This is a genomic window from Psychrobacillus psychrotolerans, assembly GCF_900115805.1.
Lineage (GTDB): Bacteria > Bacillota > Bacilli > Bacillales_A > Planococcaceae > Psychrobacillus > Psychrobacillus psychrotolerans.
In genome coordinates this window covers 554,156-569,740 of sequence record NZ_FOXU01000001.1, presented here as the reverse complement: position 1 = coordinate 569,740, position 15,585 = coordinate 554,156, and the positions used below count along the sequence as shown (strand labels likewise).

Below are 15,585 nucleotides of genomic sequence, written 5' to 3'. Positions count from 1 at the left end.
TTGGGATGAAACCTACAAATATTCAGGATTTATATTTAAATCAACTTAGAAAAAACGACATTTTTGTAACAGTATTTTTGTTAAATGGTTTCCAACTAAAAGGGTTAGTTAAGTCATACGATAATTTCACTGTCCTGTTTGAATCAGATGGCAAGCAACAGTTAATCTACAAACATGCAATTTCCACATTTGCTCCTTCAAAACCAGTTAAACTGACAGAAGAATAATATGGATTGTTTGACAGATAGCTATGCTCCCATTATGATTTTATAGAAGAAATCACAGAAGCGGAGAGTTTAAAATGAATGTTATTACAACAGAACAACTTTTAGAAAAATTAGATGCTGGTGAGCAAATCAGTGTCATAGATGTACGTGAAAGTGATGAAGTGGCAACTGGGATTATTCCTGGAGCTAAACATATCGCTTTAGGTCAAATCGAAAACAGCATGGATCAACTCGACAAATCAGTTCCTCATTACATAGTTTGTAAAGCGGGTGGCCGTAGTGCAATGGCCTGTGAGATTTTAGAGGAAAACGGATATGAGGTTACGAACATTGCTGGTGGTATGATGGACTGGGACGGCGAGTTACAGTTCTAACTTAACTTATCAAATTACAGTGGTCTTTATCGATAGAGCTCGATAAAGTCTGGGCTCAAATAGGCCAAGGTATATTTGATAATAACTAAGGGCTAATTTCATTTATGAGATTAGTCTTTTCTATTTGTAATATAAATATTAGGAGAATATAACATGACATTTACAACAACTTTATCGAAGGAAATATTAGAGCTTGCTGAGAAGGTAGAATCCAAAGTAGCGCCATATCAAAAGCTTGTAGAAAAAACTGCCTTTTTAAATCAACAAAAAGTAATTCAAGCCTTTAAGACACATGGTGTTAGTGATCATCATTTTCACCCATCCTTTGGATATGGCTATGATGATGAGGGACGAGATACATTAGAAAAAGTGTATGCAACGACATTTGGTTCAGAAGCTGCGCTTGTTCGCCCTCAAATTATTTCAGGTACACATGCTATTTCTATTAGTTTGTTCGGCGTCTTAAGACCACAGGACGAATTGCTATATATAACCGGTAAACCTTACGACACGTTACAATCGATCGTAAGTGGTGGAGAAGAGGATACAGGGTCTTTAGCCGACTTTGGTATATCGTATAATCATATAGATTTACTGGAAACTGGGGACATCAATTGGGATGCTGTAAAAAATGCTGTAAAAAGCAATACTAAGGTAATTGCTATTCAACGTTCGAAGGGCTATGCGGTACGTCCTTCGTTTACAATAGATCAGATTAAGCAAATGGTTATCGAAATTAGAAGTATAAAAGAGGATGCAGTAATTTTCGTAGACAATTGTTATGGAGAATTTGTAGAAGAGTTGGAACCTACAGATGTAGGGGTAGATCTAATGGCTGGTTCTCTGATTAAAAACCCAGGTGGTGGGCTAGCGAAAATTGGTGGCTATATAGCGGGTAAAGAAGAATTTGTCACTAAATGTGCATACCGTATGACTTCTCCTGGTATAGGAGCGGAAGCAGGCGCTTCTTTACATGCACTAATGGATATGTATCAAGGATTCTTCCTTGCCCCACATGTCGTATCTCAGGCAGTCAAAGGAGCTATCTTCACTTCAGCTCTTTTAGAGGAGGTAGGAATGAACACGGAACCCCATTTTGCAGAGCCGCGCACCGATTTAATACAATCGGTCTCTTTTCAAAATGCTGAACAAATGATTCAATTTTGCAAAGCAATACAAATGCATTCTCCGGTAAATGCTCAATTTATGCCTGAACCGGCTTATATGCCTGGTTATGCAGATGATGTCATAATGGCGGCAGGTACATTTGTACAAGGTTCTAGTATGGAGTTAACAGCTGATGGACCGATTCGTCCTCCTTATACAGCGTTTATCCAAGGTGGATTAACATATGAACATGTGAAATATGCTATTTTAGGGGCCGTACAAACGTTAAACAGATAGTAAAGTGAAGCCATTTCCGATTAAAAGGAAGTGGTTTTAATTTTCTGAAAAATAGTTGTTAGTTTTCCTGACATGATGTTGACATGTTAGCTAACATAACATATAATAATCTTATAACCTACTAGGAGGTGCAGTGATGGAAAAGGAATGGAGACGCTCGATGCCATTACTTTCGATGAATATTGTTATGCAGCTGACTGGTTTGACTGCTAGACAAATTCGTTACTATGAAGAGCAAGAACTGGTTCACCCTGCACGGACGGAAGGTAAACAACGCATGTTTTCATTGGATGATATAGATATACTTTTAGAGATTAAGGATCTACTAAAAACAGGAGTTAATATCGCTGGGATTAAACAAATCTTTGAAATGAAGAATAGTCCAATTACTACGAAAGATGTTCGACAAGTGATTTCGGACAGAGAACTACGTGCGATTGTAAAAGAAGAAATGCATTTAGCTCAAAGGCAACAAAGAGCTTCTTTACGACAAGGGGACCTATCTCGATTTTTCAGATAATCGAGGTTCATATATAACTTAAATAGGAGAGTGAAATAATGAGCAAGTATACAAAAGAGGATATTAAAAAGTTCGTTCAAGAACATGAGGTGAATTTTATTCGTCTTCAGTTTACAGACATACTAGGTACGATTAAAAACGTAGAAATTCCAGTGGGTCAGCTCGATAAAGCTCTTGACAATAAAATGATGTTCGACGGATCTTCTATTGAAGGATTTGTACGAATTGAAGAATCAGATATGTACTTAGTACCAGATTTAGATACATGGGTAGTATTCCCGTGGATTACGGGCAAAGGGAAAGTAGCTCGTTTAATCTGTGATGTAAATAAAGCAGACGGAACTCCATTTGCAGGAGATCCTCGTAATAATTTAAAACGTGTCTTGAAGGAAATGGAAGAGTTAGGATTTACAAGCTTTAACTTAGGACCTGAACCTGAATTTTTCCTATTCAAATTAGATGCGGCGGGAGAGCCAACACTTGAACTGAATGACCATGGTGGTTACTTTGACTTAGCACCTATGGATTTGGGTGAAAACTGCCGCCGTGATATCGTTTTAGAACTTGAGGAAATGGGCTTTGAAATTGAAGCATCTCATCATGAGGTTGCTCCAGGTCAACATGAAATTGACTTTAAATATGCTGATGCAGTGACAGCATGTGATAATATTCAAACGTTCAAACTGGTTGTTAAAACAATTGCACGTAAACACGGATTGCATGCGACATTCATGCCAAAACCACTATTTGGTGTAAATGGTTCAGGAATGCACTTTAACGTATCTCTATTTAAAGGGAAAAACAATGCATTCTATGATGAATCAGCTGAAATTGGCTTAAGTGAAACAGCTATGCAATTTATGGCTGGAGTACTGAAGCATGTACAAAGCTTTACAGCGATTACAAACCCGTTAGTTAACTCGTATAAACGTCTCGTTCCTGGATACGAAGCACCTTGTTATGTAGCTTGGTCAGGACAAAATAGAAGTCCTTTAATCCGAATTCCTTCTTCAAGAGGTGTAAGTACACGTATTGAAGTTCGTTCAGTAGATCCTGCAGCAAATCCATATCTTGCAATGGCAGTAATTCTACAAGCAGGATTAGATGGTATCAAAAATAAACTAACTCCTCCACCAGCAGTAGACCGTAATATTTACGTGATGACAGAAGAGGAACGTATTGAAAATGGTATTCATAATCTACCTCCAACTTTACATGCTGCTGTACAAGAATTAGGTAAGAATGAAATTATTCGCGGAGCACTTGGTGAGCATATCTACGCTAACTTTGTAGAAGCGAAAGAAATCGAATGGGATATGTTCCGTACGACTGTACACCCATGGGAACGTGAGCAATACTTGAAAATGTATTAATAGTAAAAGCGTTGGGGCACTATGCTCCCAACGCTTTTTTATTTGTTATAGGTTCGTGGTAAGTATTTTAAATAATACCACATTTCTAGCATGAAATTATTCAATTTCTTTCATGTACTCATCAAATTTATCTATAGAACGTGCAGCAATCTTCTTGGAAACATGTGCATATTCGTCCGATGTATTTTGTATAGAACCGTGGCCCAGTTGTTCCTGTACAAACTTCATATCAGTACCAGCTTCCAATAACAAAACTGCATGTGTGTGTCTAGAGAGATATTCCCAATTTCCTCTAAGCATTCTTTAAAAGCATTAAAAGGGTAGACTTAGGTAGAGGTGTACCATTATCACGACACAAAAAAAGATTCAAAATCGTGACTAACCGGTGCTTTACTTCAAGAAAAAAGAGTTGCCTATGCAACTCAATTTACTTTAAATGTAGCCTACTTTTAATTTAGTTAATGAACGATTGATTAGATATCATTTATTCAAAACCATTTTGGAGATAGCACAGGAGATGCACATAAATACTAAAGTATTTATTGCATCTCCTGTTTCTATATTTTACAAACAAGCCTCTAAAGCAATTTTCATCATATTATTTAATGATGTTTGCCTTTCTTCAGCACTAATTTCCTCGTGGGTTACTAAAGAATCTGAGATAGTTAGTATACTCGCTGCTTTTTTCCCTAATATTCGTGCGTTATGGAATAATGCATAGCTTTCCATTTCTGTACAAATACAATTATGGTCATTATAAAAATCAACATGATTTGGAACATTATCTTCATGATAAAATACATCACTTGAATGTACTCTACCTTTAACAATAGGAGTGTGGATGCGATTTGCAGCATCTTCAATTTTCTTCGTTAATAACTCGTTAGGAAGTTGGATATCATTTTCTACCCCAGCTTGAACCTTTGCAAATGTTGATTCACTCCATGCACTATCTACAAGAACAATATCATGAATGTTAAGTTCATCTGTATAAGCACCTGCACTACCTACTCGAATAATATTTTCTACATCATAGAACTTAAATAACTCGTAAGAATAAATACCTATACTTGCCATTCCCATCCCAGATCCCATTACGGATATTTGTTTTCCTTTATAACTTCCTGTATAACCAAACATGTTACGTACACTATTAAACTGAACTGGATTTTCTAAATATGTTTCTGCAATATATTTCGCACGCAAAGGATCTCCTGGCATTAAAACTGTTTTTGCAATATCTTCAAATTTTGCAGTATTATGTGCTGTTGTCATGTGATATCTCTCTCCATTTCGTATTTAAGACAGACCACTTAAAATCAGTTGCCTGTATAGTGGTCTAACTTACATTATATTGTCGAGTAATTGTCACGGTCAAGGTTATATGAATAATGTCCGGCGAAACAAGCCGAAAAGGGGCCCGAAAGAGTTGGACTAAGTAAGGTCGAGGGAAATTATAGATCAACAATCATGGTCACTCCATCTGAATTTGTATAGATTATAAATTCTTAAAAAGTGTCTGTTTATTTTTTCTATGGTACTATCAAAATAGTAATATTTTGAATGCTATAATCGTGAATTTATGACGAAAGTAGGAAATCAATTGGACAGAAATCAAAAGTTGTATGATTTTCTTAAAAGTAAAACATGGCAATTAACAGAAAGATGGTATGAGAGTCTAAACAAAGATCAAAATGGAATTTATGCTACTTCTAATCTAGAAGAGATACAATTGCTTAAACAACAGAACCATCTATTCCATGAAAAATTCGTTGAAATGTTTAATAAATCAGATGAAGTATGTGAAAAAAGTTTTGATGATTTTATTACAATGGTTGTTAATGATGAAGGTCACCAACATACTCCGCTTACAGAAATAATAGGGGAATTTTTTAGGCAACAACAACTTTACTTGGAATTGCTCGAAGAATTTATGGATCAGTATCCTAATGAACTTTCAAGCAAACAAATAATAGCGTATACAAACGCTATATTGACTACAATCAATAACGTTATACTCAAATTTACTAATGAATTTATTGAACAATCCAAAATAAGATTAAAATCCCAACAAGAGATGATTATTGAACTAAGTGCGCCGGTAATTAAATTAGATAGCACCATAGCTTTGTTACCACTAGTTGGAGAAATTGACACAAACAGAGCCAAAGTAATTTTAGAATCAACACTGCAACAATGTTCTAAATTGCAAATCAATCACTTATATATTGATTTGCTAGGGGTTCCTATTGTAGATACAATGGTTGCACATCAGCTTTTTCACATGATTAATGCGCTAAAATTAATTGGAGTAAGTACTTCATTATCAGGTGTGCGTCCAAGTATTGCACAAACAACCGTACAACTAGGGATTGATTTTAGAGATATAAAAACTTATTCAAGTATTGAACAAGCTATGAGAAAACATAATAACAATTAGTAAGGGGACGTTCCATTAGGAGCGTTCTTTTTAATTATCCATATATCTAAAGGGGAGTGAGAGAAAATACCGCACAAATCGGTATCGGTTTAATAGTTAACAGCTCAGGTCTAATAGATTTGGCTGAATACAATAACTATGTGGATGCCTTTATACTAGTTTTAATTGCCAGTGGTGTAGTTGCAAATACTATTACACAAGGATTGTCTGATAGTAAACAAGCTTTAATTTATAACAAACCAAAAGAGAAATGAGGTGAGATTATGACTGTATTAGTAAAGACATTAATAAATCGTTCTGTTAATCGTATAGGAGCTGTTCATCCTTCTTTGAAGGAATATACAATTGAATTAATTAAGCGTTGTTACAATGAAGGTATTTACATGCAAATATCATCTGGATTCCGTTCGAATGAGGACCAAGCCTATATTTATGGACAAGGTAGACCGAATTATATTTGGAATGGTAAAGTATATGGTTCAAAAGGGAGTATCGTTTCTAATGCTCCGCCAGGAACGTCCATCCACAATTATAGTATTCTCGATGTCTACAATGGTGAAATTGTGACACAAACTATCGGATTTAAACAAGACACCGATTTCGTGTTGGACACGCTTAACCAATTGCCTGAGCTACCCGAAGGGTGTATTCTGCATAGTGACCAAGGTTCCGTTTATACCTCCTATGCTTATCAAAAAGCAGTCAAAGAAAAAGGAATTATCATGAGTATGTCCCGCAAAGGCACACCAGCTGATAATTCCTCAATCGAAACGTTTCACTCCACGCTAAAGACTGAAACGTTCTATCTCGACGGTATCTACCGCACAACGAATGCGCGAGTGATACAAATCGTCGAAGAATTCATTACTTATTATAATAATATCCGTATTCAAACGAAACTAAACAACCAATCACCGGTTCAATACCGTCAATTGGTTGCATAATAGGGTGTTTTATTCCTGTCTCAAAAGTATTGTCAGTGCCTATTGACTTGATCGGTGTTTTTTTATTTATTTTTGGTCGATCTACTGAGTTAAAAGGTAATGAAAGAGAATCAATATTACTTTAAAAAAGGGCCTCAAACTAAAAAGGAGGAATGTGCGTAAGAAATCTCGAATAGATTGATATAGGTAATTTTTTGAAATTTCAGTTTCTTTTTAATTTTGCCCTAAGTTGGTTAAAAGATATTATTAGGAGGACAGAGGTATAATGCATAATAAGTTAAGTTATTCTAAAAGACACCCTATAATAAGTATCATACTTATTGAAGTCAGTTTCTTACTAGTGGTTTTTATAGCAGGTGCAATCGCTACGATTAAACAATTAAGTTACAATACCCCTATATTAATATCGTTCATACCAACGGCGCTATTTTTACTATTCTATTTTTCGTGGAAGAGAAAGTGGACTTATTATGGCTTTAAACGAGAAATGAAAAGAGCAAATTGGATACTGTATTTACCACTACTGATTATTTTAATCGTATTATGCCTTCAAGGGTTTAGTTCCCAGCCAATTGAAACGATTATTTTCTATATTGGTTTTGCTATTTTAATCGGTTTTGTGGAAGAAAGTATTTATAGAGGAATAATGATAAAAATATTACTACCACTAGGTATTCTTCCAGCTATTCTGACTTCGAGCATATTATTCTCTGTCACACACATGCTTAACTTGTTATCTGGACAAAGTTTGGGGCAAACTGGATTACAATTAGCTTACTCTTTTCTAATTGGTATTGTACTAGCACAATTATTTATTAAAACAGGCAACATTTTCCCGCTAATTCTATTTCATAGTCTTCATAATCTAATTCAATTTTTAGGAAGCGGAGGATCTAGCGCAACTCTTGACACAATCGTGATTAGTATTTTAGCTGTCACTGTTATTTGGTTGTCATTATCTCTGAATAAAAATCAGGATGCTTTATCACTTAACGCATCTAATCCCGTATAATCTGTACGTATATAGGAACATGAGTAATATTTGAAAATATATAAATAGGAAAAGTGTTGGAGCTAATAGCTTCCAACGCTTTTTTAAATGTATGATCCATTATTATGGATATAGTAAATTTGAATAGATATTAAAATAAAGTTTAATACCCATAGCAAAAACTGAAATGAATAGATAAAGTGGATTTAATATTGAAAATCTGAATCAACAATTAGTAAAGCGTCAGTTAAAAGGTTAATATCTATGAGGATTTGTTCTTTAATATGTGCGAAGGGACATTTATAATAATCATCAATTAGATTATTCAATTCATTATAAATTAATATCATAGTTAAATATGCTCCCCTTTAAGTTATATTAACTATTACTTATTATCTAACAAAACTAGTATAAATGGAAGTGATTTGTATAAATCATGATTAAAATAAAAATAACTCTACTCCTAAACTGGAGGGCAAGAAAAGGATGGTTATCTTGGGAACTGTAATTTTCTTTTAAGACTAATTTATAATTTATGTACTTTGAGTTATCCAAAATATCGACCGCGGTTTGCCGAATATCCAGATACCGATGGAAAAGTGGCAATAGGATGAAAAACTATTAATAATTGAGGATATAATGTTATGCAGTAAGATTACACTAAATTAGCGTGTATAAAAGAAAGGAAAAAAGCCCACTAGATTAATAACCAAGTGAGCTTTCTGTATTAATTTCAAACTTTCTTCTTTCTAAAATTCTTAAAGCATCTTTCAACAAATTGATATCAATCAAAATTTCTTTTTTCAAATAGTGGTTATTGCATCTATAATAATCATTAATAAGCTTTTTGAGTTCTTCTATAATTAGTTTCATAAGTTATTGCCCCTTTATATAGTTATATAGGTATGCATAAAATAATATTATTAATATAATATATGCTAAGTTATAAATATTAATACCCAAATTTACGCATTTCTAATCTTTTTTACAATTTTTTAGAAAAAGATGATGAAAATTGACTATATCTTTATAAAACTTGAGCATTAATTGGTGTGATGAATTGTTCTCTACTGATTAATAGAAGGGAGGTTATATATTGTTTATTAGACCAAGCGAAGGAAGAATTACATCTCGTTTTGGAGTAACTCGCAAGAATAGCAATGTTAAGTTACATAAAGGAGTTGACATTGGAAGTGATGGTAGTCGCGTTATAAAAGCATCTGCAAGTGGCATCGTTACTAGAGCGAAAGTTATTGGAGGTTATGGAAATGCTATAACGATTGCACATACTTTCAATGGTAAGAAGTATGAAACCTTATATGCCCATCTAGAAACTATTTCTGTGAAAGTTGGACAAACTGTTAAACAAGGACAACCAATTGGTATTAAAGGGAGTACAGGAAATAGTACAGGTATCCACTTACACTTTGAAATTCACATACCATCTTACGAGGTAGGTCAGCCAAATGCGGTAAATCCTTTAAAGTATATAAGTGAAATAAATGTCACTGAAATTCAGAAACTCTTAAATGCAGCAGGTTATAAATTAATAATTGACGGGATAGAAGGCCCATTAACTATTTCCGCTATTAAAGACTTTCAAAAGAAAAAGGGCTTAACAGTTGATGGGGTAGTCGGAACAAAGACTTTAGCTGCCCTCCAGAAGAAGTAATATTACTAGTTTACCAAGTCTATTGATTACTTATGTATAAAAATAAAACCCCTCAACCATTAAGGTAAAGGGGTTTTTCGATGATTTCAACGAAAATGTCCACTTTTCGTTGAAATATGATATCGGCTCTTCGTTATCTTACGTTTATTTGTCTATATTGTCAAGTTCGACAAAATTATTGAATGTTACGGTAAACTCCAACTACTTTTCCAAGTATACTAACCGAATTTACAATGATAGGTTCCATAGAAGAGTTTTCGGGTTGCAGACGGAAATAGGACTTTTCTTTGAAGAATCTTTTAACTGTTGCTTCATCCTCATCAGTCATTGCGACTACAATATCGCCATTATTTGCCGATTGCTGTTGTTTCACAACCACATAGTCACCATTTAAGATCCCAGCCTCTATCATACTATTACCCATAATCTCTAACATAAATAAATTATCATCTGCAGTTCCAAATGTTTCTGGAAGTGGGAAGAATTCTTCTATATTTTCAATTGCTGTAATAGGGATACCAGCAGTAACTTTACCGATCAACGGTACATGAACCACATTGTGTTTTTCAGCAACGCTGCCCAAGCCATCCAGAATCTCAATAGCGCGTGGTTTTGTTGGATCTCTCCTGATTAAACCTTTACTTTCCAGTCGTGCTAAATGTCCATGAACAGTTGAACTAGATGCTAAGCCCACAGCTTCTCCAATTTCTCTAACGGATGGTGGATAACCTTTTTTACGAACTTCTTCTTTTATAAAAGCAAGTATATCTTCTTGTCTTTTAGATGCTTTTTTCATATGTTCACCTCTTTTTGAATAATTATCTCTATCCTTTTCTATCTTATTAATAGTATAACAGGGGAAGAACAGTAATGCAAACATAGGTTCTAATTATTGTTGACAAAAACAAACGTTCGCATTAATATTAAAATATACATTACGAACACACATTCTATTAGGGGGATTTTAAATGACCTGGATGAAAGAAAATTACTTTTTAACAATATTTGTAGCGTGCAGTATTGCATTTACAATGTTTATAATAATCTCGAATTCTTTTTCGACAGACGAGAGCCAACATATTAATATAGAACAAGGAGATTCTTTATGGGCTTTAGCACAAGAATATGGAACGAATGAAGATAAGCTAAAATGGATCGATAAAGTAATTGCGATGAATAATTTGCAAGACGGTCATATTAAAGCGGGGGAAGTTATTATTATTCCAGTCATTGAAAAAAGTTACCATTTCAATCATGATACGGAGATAGCGGGCGATACAAAGTGAAATCAGTTATATATTGTCGAGTGAGTACAGAAAAAGAGTCTCAAGAGACTTCATTAACAAGGCAAGAGGAAGAATTGATAGAATTTGCAAAACTAAATAATTATGAAGTTGAAAAAGTATTTTCAGATCAACATAGTGGATATGATATTGAACGCGAAGGCTTATTAGATTTACTTGACTATATTAAACAAAATGAAATTAAAGCGGTATTTGTACAAGATGAGACACGTATTGGCAGAGGAAACGGTAGAATGGCCGTTCTACATTTACTTCAAAAAACCAATACTTCGATTTATACGTTACAGGATAAAGGTGTCATTAATCTAAACGAAATGGATACTATGCTCTTGGAAATATTGGCGCTAGTGGAGGAGTATCAGCGGAAATTACACAACGCAAAAATTAAAAGAGGTATGAAAAAAGCAGTGTCTCAAGGATATAGACCTGAAAAAAACTTGAAAACAAGAGGTAATCCCGAAGGAAGAGAGAGAATAGACGTGCCATTAGAAGAAGTAGTTAGACTTCGTAATGCTGGTCTTACCTATGAAGAGATTTCGATGACTCTAAAAGGTTTGGGGTTTAATATTAGTAAAGCAACTGTCCATCGACGTTATATGGAGTACATAGAAACACACGGAGTGAAATGACTTGCACTCTGTGTGTTTTTTCCTTACCTTTATATAAGGATAAAGTGAAAGGGTGAAAAGAATTGTTAAGCAAAGAAAAATTAGCGAGAATTAGTGAGTTATCGAGAAAATCTAAAACTACGGGACTTTCCATGGAAGAAGCAAAAGAACAAAGCTCTTTACGTAAAGAATATTTGGAAACTTTTCGCTCTACTATGAGAGATACCATTGAAAGTGTAAAAGTAATTGACCCTGATGGAAATGATGTAACACCTTCAAAAGTTCAAGAAGCAAAGAAAGGAAAGTTTCTGAATTAAATTATCATTTCAAAACCATTGATAATACAGACATTCTTGTCTAAACTAGATATATAGCAAAAAATTTGTTTGAGAGGATGTCATTCATGTCATTACAATCCGATTTATTAGCAATTAATACTATTAGAACATTATCAATTGATGCAATTGATAAAGCAAATTCTGGTCACCCTGGTTTACCAATGGGGGCTGCTCCAATGGCATACACATTATGGACAAAGCATTTACGTCATAACCCAAGTAACCCAACGTGGTTCAACCGTGACCGCTTTGTGTTATCTGCTGGACATGGTTCTATGCTTTTATATAGCTTGCTACATCTTGGTGGGTACGATTTACCAATGGAAGAAATTAAGAACTTCAGACAATGGGATTCTAAAACTCCCGGACATCCAGAGTTTGGTCACACTGCAGGAGTAGAAGCAACAACAGGACCACTTGGTCAAGGTATTGGTATGGCGGTCGGAATGGCAATGGCAGAAGCACATTTAGCTGCTACGTACAATAAAGACAACCATTCAATTATTGATCATTATACGTATGCATTATGTGGTGATGGTGATTTAATGGAAGGTGTGGCTGCAGAAGCAATTTCTTTAGCTGGACATCTTAAGTTGGATAAATTAATTGTATTATATGATAGTAATGATATTTCATTAGACGGTGATTTACATAAATCATTCTCTGAAAATGTTGAAAAACGTTTTGACTCGTATGGTTGGAACTATATTCATGTAAAAGACGGAAATGACATTGAAGAAATTTCAAATGCCATTGAAAAAGCGAAGTCTCAAAATGACAAGCCAACGATTATTGAAGTTAAAACTGTTATTGGATTCGGTTCTCCTAATCGTTCTGGTAAATCCGATGCGCACGGTATGCCATTAGGAAAAGACGAAACTCTTTTAGCTAAAGCTGAATATAAATGGTTATTTGAAGAAGATTTCTATGTACCTGAAGAAGTTTATGACACATTTAAACAAGCTTCAAACGTATTGGGTGTTGAAGAAGAATCTTCGTGGAATGAAAAACTTAAGCAATATGAGTCGGAATTCCCTGAGTTAGCTGCAACATTAAAAACAGCAATTTCTGGTAAGTTACCAGAAAACTTTGCAGATGCACTTAAAACATACGAAGCAGGTACTTCTCATGCAACCCGTTCTGCTTCAGGTGAAGCGATTAATGCAATTGCTCAAAACTTACCTTCATTCTTTGGTGGTAGTGCTGATCTAGCCGGTTCAAACAAAACTACTATGAAGAATGTAGGAGATTTCTCAGCTGACGATTACGCAGGGAAAAACATTTGGTTTGGTGTGCGTGAATTTGCAATGGGAACTGCTTTAAATGGTATGGCTTTACACGGAGGACTAAATGTCTTTGGTGGCACATTCTTCGTATTTAGTGACTATGTTAGACCTGCAATTCGTTTATCTGCCTTGATGGGTCTTCCAGTAACATACGTATTTACACATGATAGTATCGCAGTTGGGGAAGATGGACCAACTCATGAACCAGTTGAACATTTAGCTTCTTTACGAGCAATGCCAGGTTTATCGGTAATCCGCCCTGCAGATGCAAATGAAACAGCGGAAGCATGGAAATTAGCAGTTTCATCTAAAAATAACCCAACAGTTTTAGTTCTTTCTAGACAAAACTTGCCAACACTAGATCATTCAGTAGAACTAGTAAGAGAAGGAGTTTCAAAAGGGGCTTATGTAGTAGCACCTAATGAAAAAGCAGAAGCAATATTACTTGCAACTGGTTCTGAGGTAAGTCTTGCAGTGGAGGCACAACAAGCACTTTCTAAAGAAGGTATTGAAGTATCAGTAGTTTCTATGCCATCATGGGATCTTTTTGAGAAACAAGATGCTGCTTATAAAAACTCTGTATTACCTTCTCATTTAACAAAACGTCTTGCAATTGAAATGGGTGCATCATTAGGATGGCATCGTTATGTTGGATTTGATGGAGACGTAATTGCTATTGATAAATTCGGTGCAAGTGCTCCAGGTGAAATCGTTATGAAAGAATATGGTTTCTCCGTGGAAAACGTAGTTTCAAAAATGAAAGCATTACTTCAAAAGTAAAAAGTTGTACGAGCAATTCGAATACTTTGTCATATAAGTATTCGAATTGCTTTTTTATTTCGAATTATATAGAATGCCAAAAGAATCTATAGTATAATTTCTAATGGTGTCTTGTACACGTAGATAAGTATGTAAAGGAGGAGAATATATGCAAACATGGATTTGGATCGTTATTATAATCGTTGCGTTAATTGCTGGTGCAGCATTAGGTTTCTTTGCAGCGCGTCAATATATGATGAAATACTTAAAAGAAAACCCACCTATTAATGAACAAATGCTTCGTATGATGATGACACAAATGGGTCGTAAGCCTTCAGAAAAACAAGTTAAACAAATGATGAATCAAATGAATAAAATGCAAAAATAATAAAAAGCACTCAGCTGAGTGCTTTTTATTTGTTTAGCAAATCGTTTTCTTGTAGGAAATCAGCCACCACTTGCTCATATTCCTTACTATTTTCATTGAAGGATTTAGCATGTTCGCCAATATCAAACATTTTCAAGGTTTTTGGGCCTTGTTTTTTTTCATATAACTCCTCGGTCATTTTAGGTAATATAAAATCATCCTGTAAACTATGAATAAATAAAACAGGTTTTTCTATTTTGTCAATAACATCAATTGGAGAGACGAGATTTAGCGTATATCCATCCCGCAACTTCAGAAACAAGTTAGCAAATCGAATGGCAAGACTTGATCTGAGAGGCGTGGACTGGGTCATTATATGATAAACTTGTTGCTCAAAGTCCGAAAATGCACAATCGGAAATATAAAAATCAGCGTCATCTATAATAGATCCAGCATAGAGTAATGTTGTAGCAGCCCCCATAGATTCTCCGTGAATACCTAAAACAGCATCTTGACCAGCTCTTTCTCTTACAGCTTCTACTACAGATTGTAAATCTATTTTTTCATAAAACCCAAAACTTGTTGTTTTGCCACCAGAATCTCCATGTCTGCGGTGGTCATAAACAACACTATTGAAACCGAGTCGCTCGAACATACGAACAAAACGAAGTGAGTTAATCTTGTTTTCTGTAACCCCGTGGCAAATAACGACGTAATTATTTGTTTGTAGTGGTTCAACAAAAATTGCTTTTAGGGAATACCCATTCTTAGATTCAATCCATTGCTCCGTTTTGTTTACAGCATTAAACCAAGCTTCATCTAATCGTTTTGATGTAATTTCACGATTCAAAATAAAATCATTTTCTTTCTTTTTCATATACATAAGTCTATTAGTTACAAAGAAACCAAAGAACGTAGCCATAGCTGTTAAAACACTAGTAAAAATACTCGTCCAAATAATTACACGTCTCTTCATCC

The 15,585-nt window shown here is 34.8% G+C and carries 20 protein-coding genes; 15 read left to right on the top strand and 5 right to left on the bottom strand.

All coding sequences use genetic code 11. The annotated features are described in order from the left end of the window. Positions 1 to 5: 5 nt before the first annotated feature. The 5 genes from hfq to glnA all read left to right on the top strand — a co-directional run bounded on the left by hfq (position 6) and on the right by glnA (position 3,898). The gene (gene hfq, locus BM260_RS03065) at positions 6 to 227 is read left to right on the top strand and encodes an RNA chaperone Hfq (RefSeq protein WP_093534885.1); all 222 of its coding nucleotides are present in this window, start codon (positions 6 to 8) and stop codon (positions 225 to 227) included. Between the two features lie 74 nt (positions 228 to 301). Beyond that, positions 302 to 601 carry a rhodanese-like domain-containing protein gene (locus BM260_RS03060; RefSeq protein WP_093534883.1) on the top strand — a complete coding sequence of 100 codons (300 nt, stop codon included), beginning with the start codon at positions 302 to 304 and terminating at the stop codon, positions 599 to 601. A gap of 153 nt (positions 602 to 754) precedes the next feature. Next, positions 755 to 2,005, top strand: coding sequence for a methionine gamma-lyase family protein (locus BM260_RS03055; RefSeq protein WP_093534881.1), 1,251 nt, complete (start codon positions 755 to 757; stop codon positions 2,003 to 2,005). Positions 2,006 to 2,141: 136 nt separating this feature from the next. Next, on the top strand, positions 2,142 to 2,525 hold the full coding sequence (locus tag BM260_RS03050; protein WP_093534879.1) for a MerR family transcriptional regulator: 384 nt from the start codon (positions 2,142 to 2,144) through the stop codon (positions 2,523 to 2,525). A 38-nt stretch (positions 2,526 to 2,563) separates the two neighbouring features. Further along, positions 2,564 to 3,898 (top strand): type I glutamate--ammonia ligase, encoded by a 1,335-nt coding sequence (gene glnA, locus BM260_RS03045; RefSeq protein WP_093534877.1) that lies wholly within the window; start codon positions 2,564 to 2,566, stop codon positions 3,896 to 3,898. A 96-nt stretch (positions 3,899 to 3,994) separates the two neighbouring features. Here the strand turns inward: glnA and BM260_RS18625 are convergent, their stop codons facing one another. Together BM260_RS18625 and deoD are read right to left on the bottom strand one after the other, a co-directional pair. After that, positions 3,995 to 4,126 carry a hypothetical protein gene (locus BM260_RS18625; RefSeq protein ID WP_245762622.1) on the bottom strand — a complete coding sequence of 44 codons (132 nt, stop codon included), beginning with the start codon at positions 4,124 to 4,126 and terminating at the stop codon, positions 3,995 to 3,997. Positions 4,127 to 4,462: 336 nt separating this feature from the next. Further along, positions 4,463 to 5,173 (bottom strand): purine-nucleoside phosphorylase, encoded by a 711-nt coding sequence (deoD, locus tag BM260_RS03035; protein WP_093534875.1) that lies wholly within the window; start codon positions 5,171 to 5,173, stop codon positions 4,463 to 4,465. Positions 5,174 to 5,480: 307 nt separating this feature from the next. On the opposite strand from deoD, the gene BM260_RS18750 reads away from it, so the two are divergent. The 4 genes from BM260_RS18750 to BM260_RS03015 all read left to right on the top strand — a co-directional run bounded on the left by BM260_RS18750 (position 5,481) and on the right by BM260_RS03015 (position 8,294). Further along, positions 5,481 to 6,338: an STAS domain-containing protein gene (locus BM260_RS18750; protein ID WP_093534873.1), complete on the top strand. Its 858-nt coding sequence runs from the start codon at positions 5,481 to 5,483 to the stop codon at positions 6,336 to 6,338. A gap of 56 nt (positions 6,339 to 6,394) precedes the next feature. Further along, positions 6,395 to 6,592 (top strand): phage holin, encoded by a 198-nt coding sequence (locus BM260_RS03025; RefSeq protein WP_093534871.1) that lies wholly within the window; start codon positions 6,395 to 6,397, stop codon positions 6,590 to 6,592. Between the two features lie 9 nt (positions 6,593 to 6,601). Next, positions 6,602 to 7,282, top strand: coding sequence for a DDE-type integrase/transposase/recombinase (locus BM260_RS03020; protein WP_245762621.1), 681 nt, complete (start codon positions 6,602 to 6,604; stop codon positions 7,280 to 7,282). Between the two features lie 265 nt (positions 7,283 to 7,547). Further along, positions 7,548 to 8,294 carry a CPBP family intramembrane glutamic endopeptidase gene (locus tag BM260_RS03015; protein WP_093534869.1) on the top strand — a complete coding sequence of 249 codons (747 nt, stop codon included), beginning with the start codon at positions 7,548 to 7,550 and terminating at the stop codon, positions 8,292 to 8,294. 681 nt (positions 8,295 to 8,975) lie between these two features. On the opposite strand, the gene BM260_RS18345 is transcribed toward BM260_RS03015, so the two are convergent. Further along, positions 8,976 to 9,146, bottom strand: a complete 171-nt coding sequence (locus BM260_RS18345; protein WP_175496172.1) for a hypothetical protein — start codon at positions 9,144 to 9,146, stop codon at positions 8,976 to 8,978. A 223-nt stretch (positions 9,147 to 9,369) separates the two neighbouring features. On the opposite strand from BM260_RS18345, the gene BM260_RS18745 reads away from it, so the two are divergent. Further along, positions 9,370 to 9,945 (top strand): peptidoglycan DD-metalloendopeptidase family protein, encoded by a 576-nt coding sequence (locus BM260_RS18745; protein WP_093534867.1) that lies wholly within the window; start codon positions 9,370 to 9,372, stop codon positions 9,943 to 9,945. A 175-nt stretch (positions 9,946 to 10,120) separates the two neighbouring features. On the opposite strand, the gene lexA is transcribed toward BM260_RS18745, so the two are convergent. After that, the gene (gene lexA / locus BM260_RS03005; RefSeq protein ID WP_093534865.1) at positions 10,121 to 10,741 is read right to left on the bottom strand and encodes a transcriptional repressor LexA; all 621 of its coding nucleotides are present in this window, start codon (positions 10,739 to 10,741) and stop codon (positions 10,121 to 10,123) included. 172 nt (positions 10,742 to 10,913) lie between these two features. Between lexA and yneA the strand changes: the two genes are divergently transcribed. From yneA to BM260_RS02980, 5 genes are all read left to right on the top strand, one after another. Beyond that, positions 10,914 to 11,231: a cell division suppressor protein YneA gene (gene yneA, locus BM260_RS03000; RefSeq protein ID WP_093534863.1), complete on the top strand. Its 318-nt coding sequence runs from the start codon at positions 10,914 to 10,916 to the stop codon at positions 11,229 to 11,231. After that, a complete protein-coding gene (locus BM260_RS02995; RefSeq protein WP_093534861.1) occupies positions 11,228 to 11,878 on the top strand; it encodes a YneB family resolvase-like protein in 651 nt (216 codons plus the stop codon). Before yneA ends, BM260_RS02995 begins: the two co-directional genes overlap by 4 nt. 62 nt (positions 11,879 to 11,940) lie before the next feature. Beyond that, on the top strand, positions 11,941 to 12,174 hold the full coding sequence (locus BM260_RS02990; RefSeq protein ID WP_093534859.1) for a DUF896 domain-containing protein: 234 nt from the start codon (positions 11,941 to 11,943) through the stop codon (positions 12,172 to 12,174). A gap of 86 nt (positions 12,175 to 12,260) precedes the next feature. Continuing rightward, positions 12,261 to 14,261 carry a transketolase gene (gene tkt / locus BM260_RS02985; protein ID WP_093534857.1) on the top strand — a complete coding sequence of 667 codons (2,001 nt, stop codon included), beginning with the start codon at positions 12,261 to 12,263 and terminating at the stop codon, positions 14,259 to 14,261. A gap of 148 nt (positions 14,262 to 14,409) precedes the next feature. Then, positions 14,410 to 14,628: a YneF family protein gene (locus tag BM260_RS02980; RefSeq protein WP_093534855.1), complete on the top strand. Its 219-nt coding sequence runs from the start codon at positions 14,410 to 14,412 to the stop codon at positions 14,626 to 14,628. A gap of 25 nt (positions 14,629 to 14,653) precedes the next feature. On the opposite strand, the gene BM260_RS02975 is transcribed toward BM260_RS02980, so the two are convergent. Then, positions 14,654 to 15,583 carry an alpha/beta hydrolase gene (locus tag BM260_RS02975; protein ID WP_093534853.1) on the bottom strand — a complete coding sequence of 310 codons (930 nt, stop codon included), beginning with the start codon at positions 15,581 to 15,583 and terminating at the stop codon, positions 14,654 to 14,656. Positions 15,584 to 15,585: the final 2 nt, after the last annotated feature.

Excerpts from the sequence above, each read along its gene's own strand:
- hfq (WP_093534885.1), top strand. The coding sequence starts at position 6 with ATGAAACCTACAAATATTCAGGATTTATATTTAAATCAACTTAGAAAA.
- BM260_RS03060 (WP_093534883.1), top strand. The coding sequence starts at position 302 with ATGAATGTTATTACAACAGAACAACTTTTAGAAAAATTAGATGCTGGT.
- BM260_RS03055 (WP_093534881.1), top strand. The coding sequence starts at position 755 with ATGACATTTACAACAACTTTATCGAAGGAAATATTAGAGCTTGCTGAG.
- BM260_RS03050 (WP_093534879.1), top strand. The coding sequence starts at position 2,142 with ATGGAAAAGGAATGGAGACGCTCGATGCCATTACTTTCGATGAATATT.
- glnA (WP_093534877.1), top strand. The coding sequence starts at position 2,564 with ATGAGCAAGTATACAAAAGAGGATATTAAAAAGTTCGTTCAAGAACAT.
- BM260_RS18625 (WP_245762622.1), bottom strand. The coding sequence starts at position 4,126 with ATGAAGTTTGTACAGGAACAACTGGGCCACGGTTCTATACAAAATACA.
- deoD (WP_093534875.1), bottom strand. The coding sequence starts at position 5,173 with ATGACAACAGCACATAATACTGCAAAATTTGAAGATATTGCAAAAACA.
- BM260_RS18750 (WP_093534873.1), top strand. The coding sequence starts at position 5,481 with ATGACGAAAGTAGGAAATCAATTGGACAGAAATCAAAAGTTGTATGAT.
- BM260_RS03020 (WP_245762621.1), top strand. The coding sequence starts at position 6,602 with ATGACTGTATTAGTAAAGACATTAATAAATCGTTCTGTTAATCGTATA.
- BM260_RS03015 (WP_093534869.1), top strand. The coding sequence starts at position 7,548 with ATGCATAATAAGTTAAGTTATTCTAAAAGACACCCTATAATAAGTATC.
- BM260_RS18345 (WP_175496172.1), bottom strand. The coding sequence starts at position 9,146 with ATGAAACTAATTATAGAAGAACTCAAAAAGCTTATTAATGATTATTAT.
- lexA (WP_093534865.1), bottom strand. The coding sequence starts at position 10,741 with ATGAAAAAAGCATCTAAAAGACAAGAAGATATACTTGCTTTTATAAAA.
- yneA (WP_093534863.1), top strand. The coding sequence starts at position 10,914 with ATGACCTGGATGAAAGAAAATTACTTTTTAACAATATTTGTAGCGTGC.
- tkt (WP_093534857.1), top strand. The coding sequence starts at position 12,261 with ATGTCATTACAATCCGATTTATTAGCAATTAATACTATTAGAACATTA.
- BM260_RS02980 (WP_093534855.1), top strand. The coding sequence starts at position 14,410 with ATGCAAACATGGATTTGGATCGTTATTATAATCGTTGCGTTAATTGCT.
- BM260_RS02975 (WP_093534853.1), bottom strand. The coding sequence starts at position 15,583 with ATGAAGAGACGTGTAATTATTTGGACGAGTATTTTTACTAGTGTTTTA.